The sequence below is a fragment of the Rothia sp. HMSC068F09 genome, assembly GCF_001812775.1.
Classification (GTDB): Bacteria; Actinomycetota; Actinomycetes; order Actinomycetales; family Micrococcaceae; genus Rothia; species Rothia mucilaginosa_A.
Map to the genome: position 1 here is coordinate 305737 of NZ_KV810430.1, position 20636 is coordinate 326372.

Consider the following 20636-nt stretch of genomic DNA (forward strand, 5'->3'; position numbering starts at 1 on the left):
CAGCAGGCCTAGAGAATCTACGACGAATCAATTTTTTATAGGTTTTCTTATCATTGACAGATATATCCAACTTATTAGAGCTTTCCTCTTTATTGATTCCAAAGATTTCCGCCTTATATTTACCTCTAACATTGAAACCCTTTTTACTTTGCAAAGATTCCCATCGATTGGGGCGGACAACTTTCAACTTCCGACAACCAGCAGGCCTAGAGAATCTACGACGAATCATTTGCTTTGATCCTTTAGCCTTATTATAGGTTTCCTTATTCTCAATAGGCGCATTTAAATTATTAGAAGCTTCTTCTTTATCGATATCAAAAATATCCAACCTATATTCACCGTAGTTGTATCCACGTTCTTCATGCCCCCAATTTACAACCCAATAAGGAAGACCAAATTTAAACACTACCCAAATATAGGAAAATTTTGAATTCACTGCCTCTGGACAATATACAAAATTGCGATAATTCTCATCCCATAGAGCGAAGATACATCTTTGCGCGTTACTGTTCCCATTAGAAGAGCTCTTTAAAATATCTTTAAACTCTTCAGCTGATAAACCCTCTTGAACAATACGAAGATACCCATACTCAGCAAAATACTTCCCTGTCAAATTCAGAATTACTACATCTATAATATTAGTGAAAGATATTGTCCCCCATAGGGTAAAGGCAATTAATAAAGGATCCGCAACTATGGATATAATATCCCACTCGCCAAGCTTAAAACCTTTTGTAAAAATAACACCGTAAAGATCAACCACAAGGAAGCATACGAATGCGATCGCAAGCAGAATTAATAACAGGGAAATAAATATTCCAATTACAGTCAGACCAGCAATTTCAAAGCTTGGAGTAAAATTGGCTTTATTGCCATTAACTACTACCCCATGAGGGATATCTAAGAGACGCTTTTGACCATTAGGATCAGGGCAAGCGGAGAGTACTTTACGCTCCCAAACTGCGCGCTGGAAAGCTACTTCTCGCGAAGCCTCAATTCCCTTATATTCATCCGAAACCTTAGAGAGTGCGTCTACATCTTCAAAATTAACAAGTTCCTTATAAGTCTTAGAAATTTCAAGCCATTCTTTATACCGTGTCAGTTCTGGTGGAGTAGCTTGTTTAGACAGTTCCATCTGCTTGTCAGTCTTCCGACCACTCCGCCAAGCAACAAGGAGCGTTCCAAGAAGAGCAATTACAGCAGGAATCCAAGCCGCCCACAGCGGCGCACTCGATGCTTTAGCGTCCTGATTCCCATCAGCAAACAAATGTGCCAATAGCAGTAAGTCCATGTTTCCTTTTATTCCTTTTCGACAACTTTGTTGGTGGATAAACTTCCTAGACAGCCGCGTTTTACATCGCTGTACAGCCGTCAACGTTCACAGATTATCACGAAACAATAAAGTACAACTTGAACCCCGCAGGCGGGTGCCCATTACGCACCAGCCTGCGGGGTTCATTGCGGCTATTCGGCCACGTCACGCCCGGGTTACACACCCAGGAGGGTCTTCGGGTTGACCGGAGTACCCGTACCCTCCGCCAGGTGCTCAATACGCTTCAGGATCAGGCCCTCACGCAGCGCCCACGGGCACACGCGCATCGTCTCAATACCGAACGCCTCCATCGCCGCCTCCGCAGCGATAGCGCCCGCCAGCATCTGCTCCGCACGAGCCTTCGAAACACCCGGCAGGTCAGCACGCTCAGACACCGTCATCGCCTCCATGCGACGAGTCCACAGGCGCAAATCCTGCAGGTGCATCTCACGCTTCACATGCGGGCCCGCCGAATACGGCGCCGCACCGCAAATACGCGCCAACGAACGGAACGTCTTCGACGTACCCACCGTCATATCCGGCGCACCATAACGCAACAGATTCTCCGCCACCGGGGCAATCTGCTCACGCACATACTTACGCAGACGCTTCACCTGCTTCGGCTTCGGCGGCTGCTCATCAAAAAACTCACGCGTCAAACGGCCCGCCCCCAACGGCACGCTCATCGCCGCATCCGGCAACGCATTCGTACCCGTCGAAAACTCAAAAGAGCCGCCACCAATATCAAAATCAAGGATGCGGCCCGCACCCCAGCCCTGCCAGCGGCGCACCGCAAAGTACGTAATCGCCGCCTCTTGGTCGCCCGAAATACCGTTCAGGCTCACGCCGGTCTGCTCACGCACCTGCTGCAGCACCGCCGCACCATTACCCGCCTCACGGATAGCGCTCGTTGAGAACGCCAGCAGGTCCTCCGCCTCATTCTCGATAGCGAAGTCGCGGGCGCTGGTCACGAAGCGGGTCAGTGCGTCCGCACCCTCCTGTGAGATATTGCCCTCAGCGTCGAGGTACTGCACGAGCTGCAGCGGAATCTTGTGCGACGCGTACGGTTCGGGGCGCGCCCCGGGGCTGCCGTCAATCAGTAGCAGGTGGACCGTATTCGACCCGACATCCAGAACTCCCAGGCGCACGGTGCGCTCCCCTCCCCCGCCCGCGGCGGGATATCGTCTGTGTGCGGTACCGCAGGTGCGACGCCTCTCCCAGTCTCTCAGAGGCGCGGCTCACTCCGCAAACAATCCGGGCGGATGCCCAGCATCAGCACAGCGCGAGCCCAAAACACAGCGCGGGCACAAAAACGCGCTGGGCACCCCGACCCCGAGCACAAACGTTCGCCGGGCATCCATTTTCCCGAGCGCGCAAAAGGCGCAGGAGGCGCCCCACCCCACGCGGGGGGTTCGGGGCGCATCCTGCGCCTTCAGGCAAACCCAAACAACTAACTAGATTTTCAACTACCCTGATTTTTCTTCATCACTCTTAAGAGCCAAGCCTCCGTCATGCAGGATCTGGCAAATTGTTAATGCAAGGGTTACCTGCACCTGCGCTTCCTTCTCTGATATTTCAGTAGGTTCCTGACCATGATGTCCTGGCTCATAGGGCATCATCCTTACTAAAGATATAAATTTTTCAACAGATTCTTTATTACTACCGGCCGGTATTGCACATACCCATTTTTCCGGCTTCGCATTCATATCTCGAATCAGCGTTGAAATTGTTGCCCTTTTATTTTTGGGGACAACAATAGGAGTCAGCATACATTCTACGGCTTTGCGCGCATACTCCCACGCTTCTTTATAGTTTCCGTCGTACATATATGCATTTTTCCAACTTTTTTTAAGGTGTTCTCCAGCAAGATTCGAGACAGCCTCAGAGAGCTTAATATATCTCTCTTGGGCAGCAGGTATAACTCGGCGCTCCAGATATAGTCGCTTATCTTCAGAAGAGATAGAAATTTTCCAGTTCACATTTGCGTATCGCAAGATATCTTGAATGTTGTGGATTTCCTGCACAACGGACTCATAAAAGGGATAAGAATCTTCAGATATTAACGAAGTCGAATGCAGAATAAAGTCGAATCCATCCATATAAGATTTTTCATCAGAGTCCATATATGAATAAAATACATCCGCTAAAGGCATGCTAAAATCTATGGGAACTCGCAATCTAGCAAAAAATAAATCAAACTTTGGATAGATATATCGTGCAAGATTTTTTATACTAGCTGTAATAATTGGCTTTGTTGCATTTGGAATCGTGTTGGATAAAGAAAATTCTTCCCTGTCACCATTCCGAATACTTAGAGGAACCCAGTCTTGATTGTTTGCCATTCTCTCCCCTAACGGTTAGATAGATATACACATCCTATTTTACTAAAGTTTTATAGGACAGGGTCACTCCGCAAACAATCCGGGCGGATGCCCAGCATCAGCACAGTGCAAGCCTAAAAACACAGCGCGGGCACAAAAATGCGCCGAACATCCCGAGCACAAACGTTCCCCGGACACCCAAAAGCCCGGGCACGCAAAAGGCGCAGGAGGCGCCCCACCCCGCTAAGGGGTTCGGGACGCATCCTGCGCCTTCAGGTAGAAGAGCTACTCGGCGGTCTTCTTCGCCGCGGTCTTACGAGTGGTCGTCTTCTTCGCGGTAGTAGACTTTGCGGTCGTCTTCTTAGCAGTCGTCTTCTTAGCCGTAGTGGTCTTCTTCGCGGCGGTCTTACGCTTGACCGGGCCCTTCGCGCGCTTGTCAGCCAGCAGCTGCACCGCACGCTCGTGGGTCAGCGACTCGACCGACTCCGCACGCGGAACCGTAATGTTCGTAATACCGTCGGTGATGTACGGGCCAAAGCGGCCGTCCTTCACCACGATCTTCTTCTCGCTGACCGGGTCCACGCCTAGCTCAGCCAGCGGAGGCTTAGCCGCCGCACGACCGCGCTGCTTCGGCTGGGAGTAAATCTCCAGTGCCTGCTCCAGCGTAATTGTGAAGATCTCGTCCTCGCTGCCAATCGAACGGGAGTCCGTGCCCTTCTTCAGGTACGGGCCGAATCGGCCGTTCTGCACGGTAATCTCCACGCCCTCAGCGTCGGTACCGAGCACGCGCGGCAGACTCATCAGCTGCAGTGCCTGCTCCAGGGTCACGGTCGCCAGGTCCATGGACTTGAACAGGGACGCGGTACGAGGCTTGGCGGGCTTCGGCTTCTTCTTCGGCTTGGGCTTACCGTTCTTGTAGTATTCGGTCGGCTGCGCGTCCAGGTATGCCTGGATCTGCTCCTCGGTCATCTCCTCGATCACCTCGGTAACGTAGGGGCCGTAGCGACCGTCGCGAGCCACAATCTGGTTGCCGGAGACCGGGTCCACGCCGAGCACGCGGCCGTCGGACTTGCCCTGTTCGAGCAGTTCGCGTGCCTTCGCTTCGGTCAGTTCGTCCGGTGCCAGGTCGGCAGGTACATTCGCGCGGACCGGTTCGGTCAGCTCGCCAGTCTCGGTGTCGAGGGTGCCTTCGGCCTCCAGGTAGGGGCCGAACTTGCCCACGCGCAGCACAATGCCGTCCGCAATCGGGATGGAGTTGATGCTGCGGGCGTCAATTTCGCCGAGGTTGTCAACGATGGGCTTTAGGCCGCGCTTGGAGTCGCCGCCGAAGTAGAACTCGTCCAACCACTCGACGCGGGACTCCTCACCGCGCGCGATGCGGTCGAGGTCTTCCTCCATCTGGGCGGTGAACTCGTAGTTCACGTAGGGGCCGAAGCTGGATTCGAGCAGGCGCACCACGGAGAACGCGGTCCAGGAGGGAATCAGCGAACCAGAACGAACGTTCACGTATCCGCGGTCCATGATGGTCGAAATAACCGCCGCGTAGGTGGACGGACGGCCAATGCCCAGCTCGTCCAGGGTCTTCACGAGGGAGGCTTCGGTGTAGCGCGGGGGCGGCAGGGTCTCGTGACCGGCGGGCTCAATCGCCTCTGCGGTCAGAGCCTCGCCGGCGGTCAGGTTCGGCAGGCGCTTCTCAGCGTCCTTCGCCTCACGTTCAGCCACGCGGGATGCGTCAACGCCTTCCTCGTATGCGGCGAGGAAGCCACGGAAGGTGATGACGGTGCCGGATGCGGCGAACTCGGCGTCCTGACCGTTGGAGGCCACGGCGCCCAGGCGCACGGAGGCGGTGGAACCGGTCGCGTCGGCCATCTGGGAGGCGACGGTACGCTTCCAGATCAGCTCGTAGAGGCGGAACTCGTCATTGGACAGAGAGCCGCGCACGGCGTCCGGGGTGCGGAAGGTGTCACCCGCGGGACGAATTGCCTCGTGGGCTTCCTGCGCGTTCTTGCTCTTGGAGGTGTACACGCGCGGTGCGGAGGGCACGAACTCGGCGCCGTACAGCTCGGAGGCCTGGCGGCGTGCGGCCTTGACGGCCTGATCGCTCAGCGCAACCGAATCGGTGCGCATGTAGGTGATGTAACCGTTCTCGTACAGGCGCTGCGCAACCTGCATGGTCACGCGAGAGGAGAAGCGCAGCTTACGCGCGGCTTCCTGCTGCAGGGTGGAGGTCGTGAACGGCGCTGCCGGGCGGCGCTTGTACGGCTTGGTCTCGACCGAACGCACCGAGAACGCCGCTGACTGCAGGGCGGCCGCGAGCGCGCGGGCCGCCTCCTCGTTCAGGTGGGTGACCTTGGAGGAGCTGAGGGTGCCGTCGTCAGCGAAGTCCTTGCCGGTGGCGATGCGGTTGCCGTCCACGGCGACGAGCTTGGCGTCGAAGCCCTCGGAGGTCGCGTTCAGGAAGCGGCCGGACAGGTCCCAGTAGTTGGCGGCGACGAAGGCCATGCGTTCGCGTTCGCGCTCGACCACGAGGCGGGTCGCGACGGACTGCACGCGGCCTGCAGAGAGGCCGCGGCCGACCTTGCGCCAGAGCACGGGGGAAATTTCGTAACCGTAGATACGGTCGAGGATGCGGCGGGTCTCCTGCGCATCGACCAGGTGCAGGTCGATGTCGCGCAGTTCGCCGAAGGCACGCTGAATGGCTTCCCGGGTGATTTCGGGGAAGGTCATGCGGTAGACGGGCACCTTGGGCTTGAGGACTTCCTTCAGGTGCCACGCGATGGCCTCACCCTCGCGGTCACCATCGGTTGCCAGGTAGAGCGCGTCTACTTCTTTGAGCTTGCGCTTGAGCTCGGTAACCTTCTTCTTTTTGTCGGGGTTGACCACATAGTAGGGTTCGAAGCCGTCTTCAACGTCGACCGCGAACTTGCCGTAGGGGCCCTTCTTGAGGTTTTCGGGCAGCTCGGAGGGCTGCGGAAGGTCACGGATATGACCCATGGACGAGTCGACCAGGTAGTCCTCGCCGAGGTAGCCGCTAATGGTCTTGACCTTGGAGGGGGACTCCACGATTAGCAGGGCTTTTCCATTCTTGGCCTGAGCGGGCACGGCACTCCTCTATCTATGTGTTGTCGCTACGTATTCAACCATAACCCACACGAACGTCCGGTCCGGGCGGTCGGGGCGGTTCAATACGATGGGTGAGGTGTTTCGTTGAGCGATTAGTGTGTTGGACTCCCGGAGCGGGGGTCGAGGTTGCGCCCCGCACCGTGTGTGCGCTGAGACGCGGTGGTCGCAGGGTACTCGCTCCATCATACGGTACCGGTGGACTGATTGGTGCACGGGGCACCCGTTGACGTGCTCACCGGGGATCCTGCGGGGCCGCGTTTTCCGGGGTGTGGACGCTAACCGCTAGCTGGTGAGGGTATCAGAGTCGGGGTGGGTGCCGTCCAGGTATGCGGGCAGCAGCGGGTATTCGCGGCCGTACACGGTCTGCGGCACGATGCGCACCCACTGCATTTCGTGCGTGTCGGAGTCCGGCAGGTCGAAGGTGCGCACGATCTGCGGGGTCATCTCGGGCGGGAGCCAGTGGGCGACGCCGACCACGATGACCGAGCGGATGCCGTCCTCGAGGGTTTCGTCGATTTCGAAGGCGACGCGGCGGCTGACCACCACGGAGGAGAACTTATTGCCGCGGGTGGTGCGGATGTAAATTTCCTGGTTGGCCACGGCGTAGAGCACGGGGAGCACGTCGACGTGCTGCCCGTCGGTCATGACGAGTCGGCCGAGGGTGTTCGCGTGCAGGCGCTCCCAGCATTTCTCGGCGCTGATGCTTTCATCGGGGTAGAGATTGCTCATGCTCTACAGTGTATGCGATGTTGGGCCCGCGTCAGGGTAGCGGCGGGTCGCTGTGGATAACGGGAAGGTGGTGTGGGCCCGGTGCGTAGAATGGTGTGCATGAGTATTTCTGCCCCCGACTTCGCCCCGGAGTACGCCGCTGTTGCGGATGCGCCCCGCAGCGACGACTACGCCCGCCTCGTGCGCCTGCGCGAGCGCCTCACTGCCCTGAACTACACGTACGACGCCGTGCAGGAGCTTTTGGGCGCGAACGCCGCGGATGCGATGGCCCGCGACCAGGTGGTCCCCGGAATTTGGCGTGTCGAGCAGATTTTGCGCGGCGAGTACAGTGCGGAACAGAAGAACCTGGCGCGCCTGCTGGCGTTTTTCCTGCTGGCCCGCCCGCTGACCGAGGCGGAGGCCGCAGAGGTCTTCGGCGAGATCCTGCAGGACTTCGCGGAGGCATCCCTGATTGAGCGCGACGCGGCAGGTCGCTGGACCGCGAGCGTTGACCTGCGCCCGCACGCCGCCGACGACGGCACCGAGATTTATGTGGCCGCGGACCTGGGCGCGCATCAGCGTCCCGGCGTGCTCCGCAAGGATCACGTGCTCGGCATCGGTCACGCGTCCCTGACCCTGGCGCAGATTACCGAGCGCACCCCCGTCGAGCGTGCCCTGGATGTGGGTACCGGCTGCGGTATTCAGACCTTCCACCTGCTGGCTCACGCGCGTCACGTGACCGCCACCGATATTTCGGAGCGCGCCCTGGCCTTCACCCGTTTTAACCTGCTGCTGAACGCTCCCGCCCTTGATATTGACCCGCAGAACCCGCAGGATCGCGTGAGCCTGCGTGAGGGTTCCCTGCTGGACCCGGTGGCCGGTGAACGCTTCGACCTGGTGGTGTCGAACCCGCCGTTCGTGATTACCCCGCGCGTGGCCGGTGAGAGCGCCGAGGAGCAGTTCACCTACCGCGACGGCGGCCTGCCCGGCGACGAGATTGTCAGCACGATGGTGCGCCGCCTGCCCTCGGTTCTGGTGCCCGGCGGCCGCGCGCAGATGCTAGGCAACTGGGAGATTATTCGCGATTCCGAGGACCCCTCGCAGCCGCGTTCCTGGGACGAGCGCGTGCGCGCCTGGGTTGAAGATGCCGACGCCGAGGCCTGGATTATTCAGCGCGAGACGCTGAGCCCCGAGTCCTACGCCGAGACCTGGCTGAAGGATGCGAGCGAGAACCGCGACCGCAAGCACTACGAGCAGACCTACCTGGCGTATCTAAACGACTTCGAATCCCGGAACGTTCATTCTATTGGCTTCGGCATGATTTGGCTGCGCCGCCCCAGCGAGGACACCACCGCCGGCCTGGCCGCACCCCTGCTGCGTTTTGAGGAGATTACCTACCCGATTCAGCAGCCCATCGCCCGCGCCCTCACCGAATCGGTGCGCCGCTACGACCGCCTGGCCGCCATGGACGATGAGGCGCTCCTCGCCGCGCACCTGGAGGTCGCCGAGGACGTCACCGAGGAACGCCACGGCCGCCCCGGTGCCGAGCATCCCAGCGTCATTTTGTTGCGTGCCGGTTCGGGTCTGTGCCGCACCCAGCTGCTCTCCACCGAGACGGCGGGTTTCACTTCCGCGAGCGATGGCGAGCTTGCCGTGGGCCAGATTGTGGCGGCCCTGGCGATGCTGCTCTCCTGGCCCGAATACGACGAGGCGGCCGCCGCCGCGCGCGGTACGCAGGAACAGCATCCGCGCGACACCCTGCTGCACGCGGTGCGCGAGCTGGTGCTCAAGAGCTTCCTGCACTTTAGCGACGAGCACGCGGGCGCAGCATCGGCTGACGAAAATGCCGCTGAGGTATATGCGGCAGAAGCGCAGGGCTAGGCGTGCGCATTTGGTCCCTGCACCCCTCCTTGCTTGACCGCCGTGCCCTGGTCGCCTGCTGGCGTGAAACCCTGCTGGCGCAGAAGGTTCTGCGGGGTCTGACTCGCGGGTACACGAACCATCCGCAGCTGATTCGTTTTCGCGCGCATCCGCAGCCGCTGGGGGCGGTTGCCACCTACCTGTGCGGGTTGGCGGATGAGGCGGATGCCCGCGGCTACTCGTTCAACCGTGCACTGATTGGTGCGGGCGAAGATGAGGCGGGCAAAGATAGCACAAACAAAAATAGCGCAGTTAAAAACGGCACAGGTAAAAACTGCGCCGACAAGGCAGGAAACCCGTACACTTCGGTCGCGCATATTCCCGTTCCTTTGGGTCAGCTGGAGTACGAGCTCGCCTTTCTGCAGCACAAGGTGGCTGGGCGTGACCCCGAGTGGGAGCATCGGTTGAGCGAGCGCCTGGCGGCACGCGGCGAGCTGGCGGCGTGTGCGCATCCGCTCTTTGAGGTGGTTCCGGGCGCTATTGAGCCTTGGGAAAAGACGAAGGACTTTTAGACAGAAGGATTTCTAAGAACGTGAGCATAGTAATGCCCCGGCAGAACCCTTGCGGGTGCCTGCCGGGGCATCGCTGTATGTGTGGCTCAAGCTGTATGGGAACAAACATCTCAGCGCGTTACAGAGCGCTGGAAACAGCTTGGCACGGGGTCTTTACCCCAGGACCTTCACCTCATGGTCTTTACTTGGTGGTCAGCACGGGCTTGATCTCCTTCACGATTGTCTCAAGCATCTTCAGGTTGAAGTCCACACCCAGCTGCAGTCGACCCGCCGCAATGAGATCGGCCATGGCGGCAAGTTCAGCCATGTAGAGCGGGTTTTCGTAGCGCATGTCTGGGTTGCAGCACTGGCTCTTCAACGTCGGGTGACGGGTCAGTCGTCTTCGAGGTCCTCTAGCACTTCGAACGGCGACTCGACGTCGCCGCGCCAGGCCTCCAGGCCTTCGCGCACCGCGAGCACCGCCACGACCAGCGCCGCGACCGAGTCAGCCCACCACCAGCCGAACAGGCTGTCGAGGACGAGGCCGATGAACACTGCACCGGAGAGGTAGATGCACAGGATGAGCTGCTTGGCGTCGGCCATCACGCTCTTGGAGCCCAGCTCCCGCCCGGTGCGGACCTCAATCCACGCCAGCAGAGGCATGACGACCAGGCTCAGCGCGGTGATACCGAGACCCAGCGGGCTGCGGTCGGGGCCCTCCTGGCCGACCAGGGCCAGCACCGCGTCGATCGAGACGTAGGCCGCCAGCGCGAAGAACGCGATGCCGATGGCCTTGACGGTGACCGTTTCCCACCGCTCAGGGTCCTTGCGGGTGAACTGCCAGGTGACGGCCGCGGCCGAGAGTACCTCGACAACCGAGTCGAGCCCGAAGCCAATGAGCGCCGCGGACGAGGCGAGGACGCCTGCCCAGACTGCGACGATTGCCTCGATTACGTTGTACGTGATCGTGAAGCCGACGATGAAGCGGACGCGCCGGTGCAGCATCGCGCGGCGCGCGGTGGTCAGGGTCTCACTCATGCTCCCGCCGCCGTTCCACAGCAGCCCGACACCGAGCATGCCGGGTCGATGCACGGCGCGGCCTCGTCCACCGCGAGCGTGACGTCGATCAGGGACGTCAGCGCCGCGGCGAGGTGCGGGTCGGCGATCTCGTAGCGCGTCTGGCGGCCCTCGGGCTCGGCAACGACGATTCCGCAATCGCGCAAGCAGGTCAGGTGGTTGGACACGTTCGAGCGGGTCAGCTCCAGCTCGCGCGAGAGCACGGCTGGATAGCTCGGGCCGCCGAGGAGGGTCATCAGAATCCGGGAACGTGTCGGGTCGGCCATGGCGCGGCCGAGCCGGTTCATGACGTCGAGGTGTGAAGCAATAGTCAGCATACGATGACTATACAGTGATAACTGACCAATTGTCCACTTGTGCGGGCTGCCGCACGTGCTCCGCGCCCTTGCCCTCGGGAGGCGGCAGAGTTCGCGCTCATCAGCGACCACCGCCCATCACGGAAGCGACGGCGGCACGCTGGCGGCACGCGGCGAGCTGGCGGCGTGTGCGCATCCGCTCTTTGAGGTGGTTCCGGGCGCTATTGAGCCTTGGGAAAAGACGAAGGACTTTTAGACAGAGGGATTTCTAGGCAGAGGGATTCTAGAACTTCTGCATCTGAAAACACTTGCGAGAGCTTTTAAAGCGCGGTAAAGCCCCGCTCCCAAGCTATGGGGGCGAGGCTTTACCGATGTGACTGAGGGCTGTCTTCTACACCGGGTATCTACCGGGTAGCGCCGTGGTACGTCACGTATGACACAGGTTTTTACCCCGGTCCCTATCGGCTGAGTGTGAAGGTGACAGGGCTTGAAAACCATTACGTTTGCGCATGATCTGACAGATTCTGAAGGTGCGTGATGAGCCCGGAGCGAGGTTTATTCTTCCTCTAGCTTCCGCACCCCCATTTTTCCATTTCATTCAGGGTGTCAACATTCGGGGCACCAAACACCGTCTGCCTGCTCTGATATGCTCCGCGCGGTCACTCTCATCCACAGGGTGCAACTTCTACAGGAGCGGTGCATATACCGTCGTCCGCGTAGCGCTTGATGTACCATCTGCGCCGAACATCGGCGCCAATATATTCCCTGTTTTCTTCCTCTCAACTGCCTAATGTAGAAGACTTATCCCTGGGATTAGCAGCTACGAATAGTAGCGGTGGTCTGTAGCTCGTTATTCAGCTGAACGTTCGGCACCTCAGCACCCGAGTAGGTGATGGTAGCCGATTCCACCTGCGAGGTCAGGGAGAAGCTCTTAAAACCGTATGCCGGGTAAACTTCAATCACACCGGGCAGAATAACAACCTGACCGTAGTACTTAGAACCGGTCTGAGTCAGAGTGTAATCTCGGCTGGTCGTGTAAGTAATCGTGCCGGTAAAGGTTGCGGTGCCGTCGCCGTTATCCTTGATGGTCGGCACAGAAGCATTCCAGGTGCCAGCCACGTTCGCGGTACCCAGGTACGGAGCGGTAGCATTCAAATCGCCCATGCGGCCGGTGAGAGTCTTAGTCCACTTCTGAGCGGATCGCTGAAGGGCAATATTGTTGAGAGTCCACTTCCAGTTGGAGGTAGTCGGGACGACCACGGTCACCAGGGTGCTGAAACGCGCACCCGCCTTCAGAACTGCCTTAGAACCAGAGACGTAACCGGTACCGGTCTTCACCGCAGTGGTGGGTACAGAGAACCAGAAGCCGGTCGAGCTAACATAACCACCGTTAGAACCGCTACCAGAGTTGGTCACAGGAGTGTAGCTACCCGCGCCAACCTTTGCCATACCATCGGTGAAGCAGCCTTCAGAAGTAACATTCATGGTCGGGGTATAGGTGCCACCGTTAGCCCAGTATGCCTGGGGGCTGGTGGGGCCGTTAAAACCAGCGTCATCACTGTGGGTATAACCGACAAAACCACCGTTATAAGCGGTGGTCACGAAGAGACCGTATTCGCTGCCGGCAGTATCACCGGTGCTGGCAGCATATGCCGGAACGACAGCGGATGCGGCGATAACGGGGGTTGCCCAGGCTGCACCGGCTGCCAACTGGCGGCGGCTCAAACCGGGCTGCTGAGCCTCGATAGAGGATTTTTCAGAAGTCATGAGGACTAGTCCTTATCTCGTATGTTGAGTGATAATTCACGATGCGCTACCGAAGATGCTCTGAAAGGGTCGGTACAGGAAGAAGTATCCACCTGGAAGAACGCTCTTATCTCCGGGCTTTCCGGATGAGCACTCGATCTACCCTTTTCACGACGGTTCATCGTCGTTGGAAAATCCTGGGTGGCGTGTTAAGACTAGGCATATTCAAAAGATAATAAAAATGCATTGAGATGCATTAAATAAAATTTTTAAATAAATTGCATTTATATGCTTTGAATTATTTATTTTCAGTGCGGAGAAATATGTGGCTTTAATATAGCCCACAACAGGCAATACCCCTTTTTCCGGGTATTTATTCTTGTAGAAAGCCACAAAAAACCACACTCTTCACCCCCGAAGCCAACACTTACCTTCAGGCAGAAGAAGAGAGTCGCCACTATTATCGTGACGTTTATCACCTTTGCCTACCCAACACAAATATTACTCGAAAGTGCTGCCCTGCCCCGTCAAATCAACGAGTCGGACGACTTTATGAAACACAGGGAAAAACCCGCTCCCCCACCTTTGAAAGGTTCAGGACGCAAGGCAACAGACCTTCCACCTAGGATGCGCCTCGATAGGATGTGCCCCGACCCCACATATTCTCAACCCTCACATGCGGATTCAAATAGCCCGATAGCACACAGATCGCCCCCGGAATCATAGCTCCGGGGGCGATCTTCATAATGAAAATTAGTTTAGGGAATAAAGCGCAAACTTACACGTGGACGATACACCCAGACAGCATGCTGTTTTTACACCGTTCTGCACCCTATTTATTTACCAATAAATATTTCTAAAATAACCAATAAATTCAATAATTTTATGATATTTACTTGGTGGTCAGCGCGGGCTTGATTTCCTTGACGATGGCATCCAGCATCTTCAGATTGAAGTCCACGCCCAGCTGGTTCGGTACGGTCAGCAGCACGGTGTCCGCTGCCTGAACCGCCTCGTCACGAGCGAGCTCCTCGGCAATCTCCGCCGGGTCACCAATGTAGCTACGGCCAAAGCGAGAGAAGCTGTTGTCGATAATGCCGGTGTAATCCTGTGAATCCTCCGCGGCGCGGCGACCGAAGTAGCGCGCTGAGGTCTCATCAATCACCGGCAGCACCGAGCGGGAGACCGAAACACGCGGAACACCCGAGTTACCCGCCTTCACCCACTCGGAGCGGAAGAGGCGAATCTGCTGCGCCTGCTGCTGGTCGAAGGGAATACCCTTATCTTCAAGCATCAGAGTCGAAGACATGAGGTTCAGGCCCTTCTGCGCGGTCCACACGGCGGTGCTATCGGTGCCCGCGCCCCACCAGATGCGGTCACGCAGGCCCGGCGACTGCGGCTGGACGGGGGCGTACTTGCCGGGAACGCGAGCGCTGGGTGCCATACCCTCACCCTCGATTGCCTTGAGGAAGATGTCGAGGTGACGGCGCGCCATGTCGCTCTCGTTTTCACCCTCTGCCGGGTAGTAGCCGAAGCTCTCAAAACCGCGAATCACGGATTCGGGCGAACCACGGGAGACACCGAGCTGCAGTCGGCCCGCCGCGATGAGGTCTGCCATGGCGGCAAGTTCTGCCATGTAGAGCGGGTTTTCGTAGCGCATATCAATCACGCCGGTGCCCAGTTCGATGCGTTCGGTCTTCGCCGCGATGGCGGAGAGCAGCGGGTAGGGGGTTGCCTGCTGCTGGTCGAAGTGGTGCACGCGGAAGAACGCGCCGTCCAGGCCGATGTCTTCGGCCCCTACCGCCAGGTCGATGGCCTGGTGCAGGGATTCTGCGGCGTTCGGTACGCGGGAGCCGGGGACCTCAGCCCAGTGGCCGAAGGAGAGGAAGCCGAGCTTCTTTTCGGTGCCAGCCTTGGGTTCGAGGTGGCTGATGCGGATGGATTCGTCGAGCTGCGGGGTGCTCTGGCTGTTGGAGGCGGTGGGGGTGCTCATGGTTTTTCCTTTGCGGGTTGCGCTCGGGCTCTTGTAGTGCCGGGCTGGTGGTTTAAATCTAAACCCAGATACTTTACATGTCAAGTATTTTGTTTCGGAGTATTACACACAGAGCACCGCTCCCCTTTCGCCGCACACACCACCCGCACGCCTCACCCACACGAGGCACGCATACCGCCACAAAATGCTGGCGCAAAATATAGCTGAAAAAGGGCACAAAAAGCCCGGCGGCACGAACACATCGCACCACCGGGCCCTTCTATTCAACAGCCAAAACTGCAACTATAACCGCAGAAACAAGCTACATTAGGAACGCTTCGCCAGCGGAACCCACAGTTCCATACGGTAATCAGCCGCCTGCATATCGCCGCGGCCGTAAACCTCCAGGCCACCAACCGGGCGGTACTGCGGATTCTTCGCGAAGAACGCCTCCTCAAAGCTCGCAAAGCCAGCCGGAATGGACTCCGAAATCGGGCCGGTCACCTCAACCACCGCATAGGTGCTCGCAGGCAACTCCAGCACGCCCAGACCTAGCTTCGCCGCGCTCGCCGGCTCCGAAACCAGGAAACCCGCGGTGTAGCGGACCTGCCCCTTCGGGTTCGGCTGAGTGCACACGCCCAGGTACTGGGTCACATTCAGAACGTCCAGCATTGCCGGGGAGGCCTTCTGATTCAGCTCATCCCACAGCGGGGAGAAGTCCTCATCCAGGGAAAACACCCGCGAAACGCCGGCAACGACCATCGCCGGGTGTTCCTCAACGCGGGGCTCTGAAATCTGAACCGCGTTCTCCTTGGCGGAGGCCATTAGGCCCTCACCTCGGCGGCTTCGCGGTCCACCGAGCACTCGGGCACGCAGTGGCGCTTCGCATCATCAGCTGCGCACTCGGGGCAGAGCAGAACCAGCTCACGGCAGTTCTCGTTGGAGCAGTTCTCGAACTTATTCGAGGGCGCGCCGCACTGTTCGCACTTGCCGATGGTGACGGTGTCGGGGGTGAACTCCATGTGCATGCGCTTGTCGAAGACGTAGAGCGAGCCTTCCCACAGTTCCTTATCGCCGTACTTCTCGCCGTAGCGCACGATGCCGCCGTCGATCTGATAGATCTCCTTGAAGCCGCGGTTCTTCATGAGCGCGGAGAGAATCTCGCAGCGGATGCCGCCGGTGCAGTAGGTGACGACCGGCTTGTCCTTAATGTCGTCATACTTGCCGGACTCAATCTCGCGAATGAAGTCGTGGGTGGTGCGCACGTCGGGGACAATGGCGTTCTTGAACTTGCCAATCTTCGCTTCGAAGGCATTACGGCCGTCAAAGAAGACCACCTCGTCGCCGCGCTCTTCAACGAGCTTGTTGACCTCTTCGGGCTTCAGGTGCACGCCGCCGCCAACGACGCCGGTCTCGTCCACCTGCAGCTCGTCGGGAGCGCCGAAAGCCACAATCTCGTCGCGAGCTTTCACGGACAGGCGAGGGAAGTCCTCCGCACCACCCTCGGACCACTTGAACTCCATGTTCTTGAAGCCGGGGTACTTGCGGGTTTCCTTGGTGTACGCCTTGACCGCGTTAATCTCGCCGCCGAGGGTGCCGTTAATGCCGTGCTTGGAAATCAGGATGCGCCCGCGCAGGCCGAGCTTCTCGCAGAGGGCACGCTGCCAGAGCATGACCGCCTGCGGGTCGGCGATGGGGGCGAACTGGTAATACAGAATAATCTTATTTTGAGCCACGAAACTATTTTAACGTGCAATACCCTCAATACATACAGAATCCTTGATGCGTGCGAACCCTCGGCACAGAAATACGCCCGATGCCCCGGAACGCCTCCGACCGAAGACGGATGGGCCCGTAACGAACGAGGGAGTTCGCGCGCGAGCCGAGACCTACAATTGAAGCCATGCCCCAGCACGCAGCTCATCACCCCGCAGACCCCCAATCCGCGAACGTAGACCGTTCGGGCCCACCGGCGGCACCCGGCGTGCCCCGCCGCCTCGGCGACCTTCCGGGCACCACCCAGCAGGCTCTGAGCGCCCTCCTCCCCGAGCTGTCGCCCGCCTCCGCTCTGCCCGAGCAGATCACCCACGTGCACGCCATCCCGGCCCGCGAGGCGGAGCACGCCCCCTGGCCGCAGTGGATGCATCCGCGCGTGGTGGAGGCCTTCGAATCTCTCGGCATTTCGGAGCCATACGCTCACCAGGTCGCCGCCGCGCAGGCGGCCCACGCCGGTCTTGACGCCGCCCTGGAGGCGAGCGCCGCCCGCTACGGCTGGCGGAGCGGGCACCCCACAGCTTCGCCCGGCGACCAGATGTCCGCGCCGGGTCGCGCGCACGCGGAGGGACCGGGTAGCGGCGGGCACGTTATCGTTGCCACGGGCACGGCATCGGGCAAGACCCTGAGCTACCTGATGCCCACGCTGGACGCCGTTTACCGAGCTTCGTGCGGCGAACCGGTGAGCTCAACTTCCGCGTATTCCGGGGCTGAGAACCTCAATAATAGAGCGAATATTCTTTATATTTCTCCGGCGAAGGCACTCTCCGCAGACCAACTCACCGCCCTCACCTCCTACAATCTTCCCGGGCTTTACCCGGCCAGCTACGACGGGGACACCCCCACCGGCGAACGCCGCTGGATTCGCGAGCACGCCAACTTCATCCTCACCACCCCGGACATGCTCAACTACTCGATTCTGAGCAACCACCGGCAGTGGGCCTCCTTCCTGCGCGGGCTGCGCTACGTGGTGCTCGACGAGGCCCACAGCTATCGAGGGGTCTTCGGCGCGCACATCGCCAATCTGATGCGCCGTCTACGGCGCGTCTGCGCCCTTTACCGCAGCGTGCCCGTGTTCTACGGCGCCTCGGCCACCAGCTCCAACCCGGTCGAGTCCTTCGCCAAGCTCATTGGCGTGCCGCAGCGGGCGGTCACCGCCATCACCGAATCCACGGCTGCCCGCGGCGAGACTGCGGTGGTGCTCTGGGAACCCGAGCTACTCCCGCCCGCAGCAACCGACCGCCTGGCCGCCGGTGCCCGCAGCACCCAGCAGGAGGCCCTCAAATCCGAAGCCGAACAGAATGCCCCGCGCCGCCTCTCCCCCATCGAGCAGGGTGCGCAGATGCTCACCGACCTGGTGCTATCGCGCACCCGCTCGCTGGTCTTTGCGGGCTCCCGTCGCAGCGTGGAGGTCCTCTCACAGAAGACCCAACGCTACCTCGACGAAGTTGAGCCCGGCCTCGCCCACCGTGTCGCCGCGTACCGGGCAGGATACACCCCCGAAGAGCGCCGCGAACTCGAACGCAGGCTCCGCAACGGCGAGCTGCTGGGCCTGGCCAGCACCTCCGCACTGGAGCTGGGTATCGACATTTCCGGGCTGGACGCGGTCATCGTGGCCGGCTGGCCCGGCACCCGCGCATCCTTTACCCAGCGCATCGGCAGAGCCGGACGAGGCGGCCAGGACGCGCTCGCCGTTCTCATCGCCGACGACAACCCGCTCGATACCTACCTGGTGCACCACCCGGAGGCGATTTTTGGGCAGGACGTTGAAGCCACCGTTTTCGACCCAACCAACCCCTATGTGCTCTCCCCTCAGCTCTGTGCGGCCGCCCAGGAGGCCCCCATCCGCGTTGAGGAGCTGAACCTTTTCGGCCCGCACACCGAGGCGCTCCTGGATCGCCTGGTGCAGCAGGGGTACCTGCGCCGCCGCGCCGACGGCTGGTTCTGGACGCACGCCGAGTCTGCCGCCGACCTGGTCGACATCCGCGGAACCGGTGGTGGCCCCTACCAGCTCATCGACGGGCAGGAGGGTACGCTCGTCGGCACCATGGACGCCGCACACGCCATGAGTCAGGGGCACCCCGGAGCGGTATATATTCACCAGAACGTTCTCTACGTGGTCGAATCCCTCAGCGAGGACGAGCGCGTGATTCTGCTCAGCCGCGCCAACCCGGACTTCTACACGCGAGCTATCGAAACCACCGAGGTGCGAGTGCTCGCCGAGCGGGCGCGCGTACGCTTCGAGGAGGCCCGCAGCGTAGGCCCCGGCGAAAGTTCCGACACCGTCCTCACGATGCACCGCGGCCAGGTTCAGGTCACCAACCAGGTGACCGGCTACAAACGTTTCTCGGTCTACGGCGGTGAGCACCTGGGTAACGAGCCCATGCCCATGCCCCCGGAGGTGCTCATCACCGAAGCCGTCTGGTTCACGTTCGAGCCCAGCTACCTCTTCGGGGCCGGAGTGACCGAAGAGGACGGCCCGGGCACCCTGCATGCCGCCGAGCACGCCGCCATCGGCCTGCTGCCCCTCATCGCCACCAGCGATCGTTGGGATCTGGGAGGGCTCTCCACGCTCTACCACGTTGATACCGGCCAGCCCACGATCTTCGTTTACGATGCCGCGCAGGGCGGTGCGGGCATCAGCGAGCGCGGCTTCGGCGCGGTTCGGCGGTGGCTGAGCGCCACCCTCGAGGCCATCGAAAGCTGCGGATGCGAGCAGGGGTGCCCCTCCTGCGTACACTCGCCCAAGTGCGGTAACCGCAACGAGCCCCTCAGCAAGGCCGGCGCGATGGCCCTGCTGAGGGCCATGCTGAAGAGCATCGACGGAAGCACCGATACGGAAGAGGGGGCGACTCCCGGGATAGTCGCCAGGGATTAGAAAGCCGTCGAGGGCTAGACTCCCGAAGCTCAATCCGTCGGTGGCGCTTCCTCCGCGGGCATCTCCTCGGGAGGGTCCTCAACCTCGGGGACTTCCGGGGCGTGCTCCCCCAGCGGGTGCGCGGCTCCCGCCCGGGCTCGCGCTCTCGCCGGGCCCAGCACGCTCATCGGGCCGCTGACCGGCACTGCGACCGTCACCTCCACGGTTTCGGGTCGGTCCGGGAAGATGCACGCCTCCAGCCGGGCGCCGTTCTTGACGGCCCATTCCTTGGCCACCTCGCAGGGGTCTCCGGAGGCAAGACCCCTGTAGGCGTCCGCCGCGGCCAGGGCGCTGAGATCGGCCGCGGAGGAGGCTCGTCGATTGGCGGAAACCACCCCGATGAGTCCGGCCACCGTCACCGTCATAATCAGCAGAACGGCCACGATGCCCAACGCGAGAACTGTGCCGCTGCCCTCCTCCCGGGACCCCGCGGATACCGGGTCGCCCGCCCTAGCCGGGTTCGCCAGAGTCGGCGCTGTGCCCTCCCGGTTCTTCCGGTTCATCGATGTCTCCTTCCTGTCGGGCGTGAGCCTCGGCTCGCAGGGTCCATCCCGTCGTGGCGCCGATAACGCCGGGAGCGGGGCGGGTCACCACGACCTGCACCTGCGAGGCCTCACCAGGCTCCCCGTTCGCCGCGCTCACCTGCACGCTCTGCGCCGGGTCGATGCGTTCGACGACCGCACGAATCTCGGCTTCCGAGTCGCCCCGGGCGGCTGCACGGGCCGCCGCCCGGGCCGATTCTTCCAGCTTTACCTGGGCCACGCCGGTGGAGGCTGCCCCCAGGCAGAGGGCGAGCACCGCGGTCACGGCGGGCAGGGCCACCGCGAACTCGGCGGTTACGGCGCCCAGTTCCTCGGGCCGAGGGTTGTGCCTCCGAGACCTACCCACAATACGACCTAAAATGACACGAACGGTCATTCTTTATTCCTCCTTTCTGTGCTGATATTCCAGGTGTTTCTACCGGTCACAATTAGGCCTGG

At 60.2% G+C, this 20636-nt stretch carries 16 protein-coding genes and 1 pseudogene; 3 read left to right on the forward strand and 14 right to left on the reverse strand.

Annotation, left to right across the window (positions count from 1 at the left end):
- The 5 genes from HMPREF2874_RS09245 to HMPREF2874_RS08135 all read right to left on the reverse strand — a co-directional run.
- The coding region (locus HMPREF2874_RS09245; protein WP_168165164.1) for a hypothetical protein at positions 1–1291 on the reverse strand (1291 nt) is incomplete at its 3' end.
- Between the two features lie 197 nt (positions 1292–1488).
- Positions 1489–2460, reverse strand: a complete 972-nt coding sequence (locus HMPREF2874_RS08125) for a Ppx/GppA phosphatase family protein (RefSeq protein WP_070649913.1) — start codon at positions 2458–2460, stop codon at positions 1489–1491.
- Between the two features lie 318 nt (positions 2461–2778).
- The gene (locus tag HMPREF2874_RS09250) at positions 2779–3654 is read right to left on the reverse strand and encodes a hypothetical protein (RefSeq protein ID WP_141754245.1); all 876 of its coding nucleotides are present in this window, start codon (positions 3652–3654) and stop codon (positions 2779–2781) included.
- A gap of 264 nt (positions 3655–3918) precedes the next feature.
- The gene (gene topA / locus HMPREF2874_RS08130; RefSeq protein WP_049346902.1) at positions 3919–6735 is read right to left on the reverse strand and encodes a type I DNA topoisomerase; all 2817 of its coding nucleotides are present in this window, start codon (positions 6733–6735) and stop codon (positions 3919–3921) included.
- A 303-nt stretch (positions 6736–7038) separates the two neighbouring features.
- Complete coding sequence (locus HMPREF2874_RS08135; RefSeq protein ID WP_049343207.1) at positions 7039–7485, reverse strand: pyridoxamine 5'-phosphate oxidase family protein; 447 nt, start codon at positions 7483–7485, stop codon at positions 7039–7041.
- 99 nt (positions 7486–7584) lie between these two features.
- On the opposite strand from HMPREF2874_RS08135, the gene HMPREF2874_RS08140 reads away from it, so the two are divergent.
- Together HMPREF2874_RS08140 and HMPREF2874_RS08145 are read left to right on the forward strand one after the other, a co-directional pair.
- Positions 7585–9345: a DUF7059 domain-containing protein gene (locus HMPREF2874_RS08140; RefSeq protein ID WP_246823800.1), complete on the forward strand. Its 1761-nt coding sequence runs from the start codon at positions 7585–7587 to the stop codon at positions 9343–9345.
- A gap of 2 nt (positions 9346–9347) precedes the next feature.
- A complete protein-coding gene (locus HMPREF2874_RS08145) occupies positions 9348–9896 on the forward strand; it encodes a pyrimidine dimer DNA glycosylase/endonuclease V (RefSeq protein ID WP_049343205.1) in 549 nt (182 codons plus the stop codon).
- A 247-nt stretch (positions 9897–10143) separates the two neighbouring features.
- Here HMPREF2874_RS08145 and HMPREF2874_RS09545 read toward each other — a convergent pair.
- From HMPREF2874_RS09545 to HMPREF2874_RS08180, 7 genes and pseudogenes are all read right to left on the reverse strand, one after another.
- Positions 10144–10230: pseudogene (locus HMPREF2874_RS09545) on the reverse strand (luciferase); the annotation flags it as partial.
- 38 nt (positions 10231–10268) lie between these two features.
- A complete protein-coding gene (locus HMPREF2874_RS08155) occupies positions 10269–10913 on the reverse strand; it encodes a cation diffusion facilitator family transporter (RefSeq protein WP_049331681.1) in 645 nt (214 codons plus the stop codon).
- The gene (locus tag HMPREF2874_RS08160) at positions 10910–11269 is read right to left on the reverse strand and encodes a Cd(II)/Pb(II)-sensing metalloregulatory transcriptional regulator CmtR (RefSeq protein ID WP_049331677.1); all 360 of its coding nucleotides are present in this window, start codon (positions 11267–11269) and stop codon (positions 10910–10912) included. Before HMPREF2874_RS08160 ends, HMPREF2874_RS08155 begins: the two co-directional genes overlap by 4 nt.
- Before the next feature lie 792 nt (positions 11270–12061).
- Complete coding sequence (locus tag HMPREF2874_RS08165) at positions 12062–13015, reverse strand: hypothetical protein (protein WP_070542851.1); 954 nt, start codon at positions 13013–13015, stop codon at positions 12062–12064.
- A gap of 871 nt (positions 13016–13886) precedes the next feature.
- Entirely contained in the window at positions 13887–14987 is a 1101-nt protein-coding gene (locus HMPREF2874_RS08170; RefSeq protein WP_070649915.1) for an LLM class flavin-dependent oxidoreductase, read from the reverse strand.
- 306 nt (positions 14988–15293) lie between these two features.
- Complete coding sequence (locus HMPREF2874_RS08175) at positions 15294–15791, reverse strand: GyrI-like domain-containing protein (RefSeq protein WP_049331670.1); 498 nt, start codon at positions 15789–15791, stop codon at positions 15294–15296.
- A complete protein-coding gene (locus HMPREF2874_RS08180; protein WP_049331667.1) occupies positions 15791–16702 on the reverse strand; it encodes an oxygen-dependent tRNA uridine(34) hydroxylase TrhO in 912 nt (303 codons plus the stop codon). Before HMPREF2874_RS08180 ends, HMPREF2874_RS08175 begins: the two co-directional genes overlap by 1 nt.
- Before the next feature lie 167 nt (positions 16703–16869).
- Between HMPREF2874_RS08180 and HMPREF2874_RS08185 the strand changes: the two genes are divergently transcribed.
- Positions 16870–19617 (forward strand): DEAD/DEAH box helicase, encoded by a 2748-nt coding sequence (locus HMPREF2874_RS08185; protein ID WP_083309874.1) that lies wholly within the window; start codon positions 16870–16872, stop codon positions 19615–19617.
- Positions 19618–19646: 29 nt separating this feature from the next.
- Here HMPREF2874_RS08185 and HMPREF2874_RS08190 read toward each other — a convergent pair whose 3' ends face one another.
- Together HMPREF2874_RS08190 and HMPREF2874_RS08195 are read right to left on the reverse strand one after the other, a co-directional pair.
- Entirely contained in the window at positions 19647–20159 is a 513-nt protein-coding gene (locus tag HMPREF2874_RS08190) for an Rv3654c family TadE-like protein (RefSeq protein ID WP_083309875.1), read from the reverse strand.
- A complete protein-coding gene (locus tag HMPREF2874_RS08195) occupies positions 20107–20574 on the reverse strand; it encodes a TadE family type IV pilus minor pilin (RefSeq protein ID WP_070649916.1) in 468 nt (155 codons plus the stop codon). Before HMPREF2874_RS08195 ends, HMPREF2874_RS08190 begins: the two co-directional genes overlap by 53 nt.
- Positions 20575–20636 lie beyond the last annotated feature (62 nt).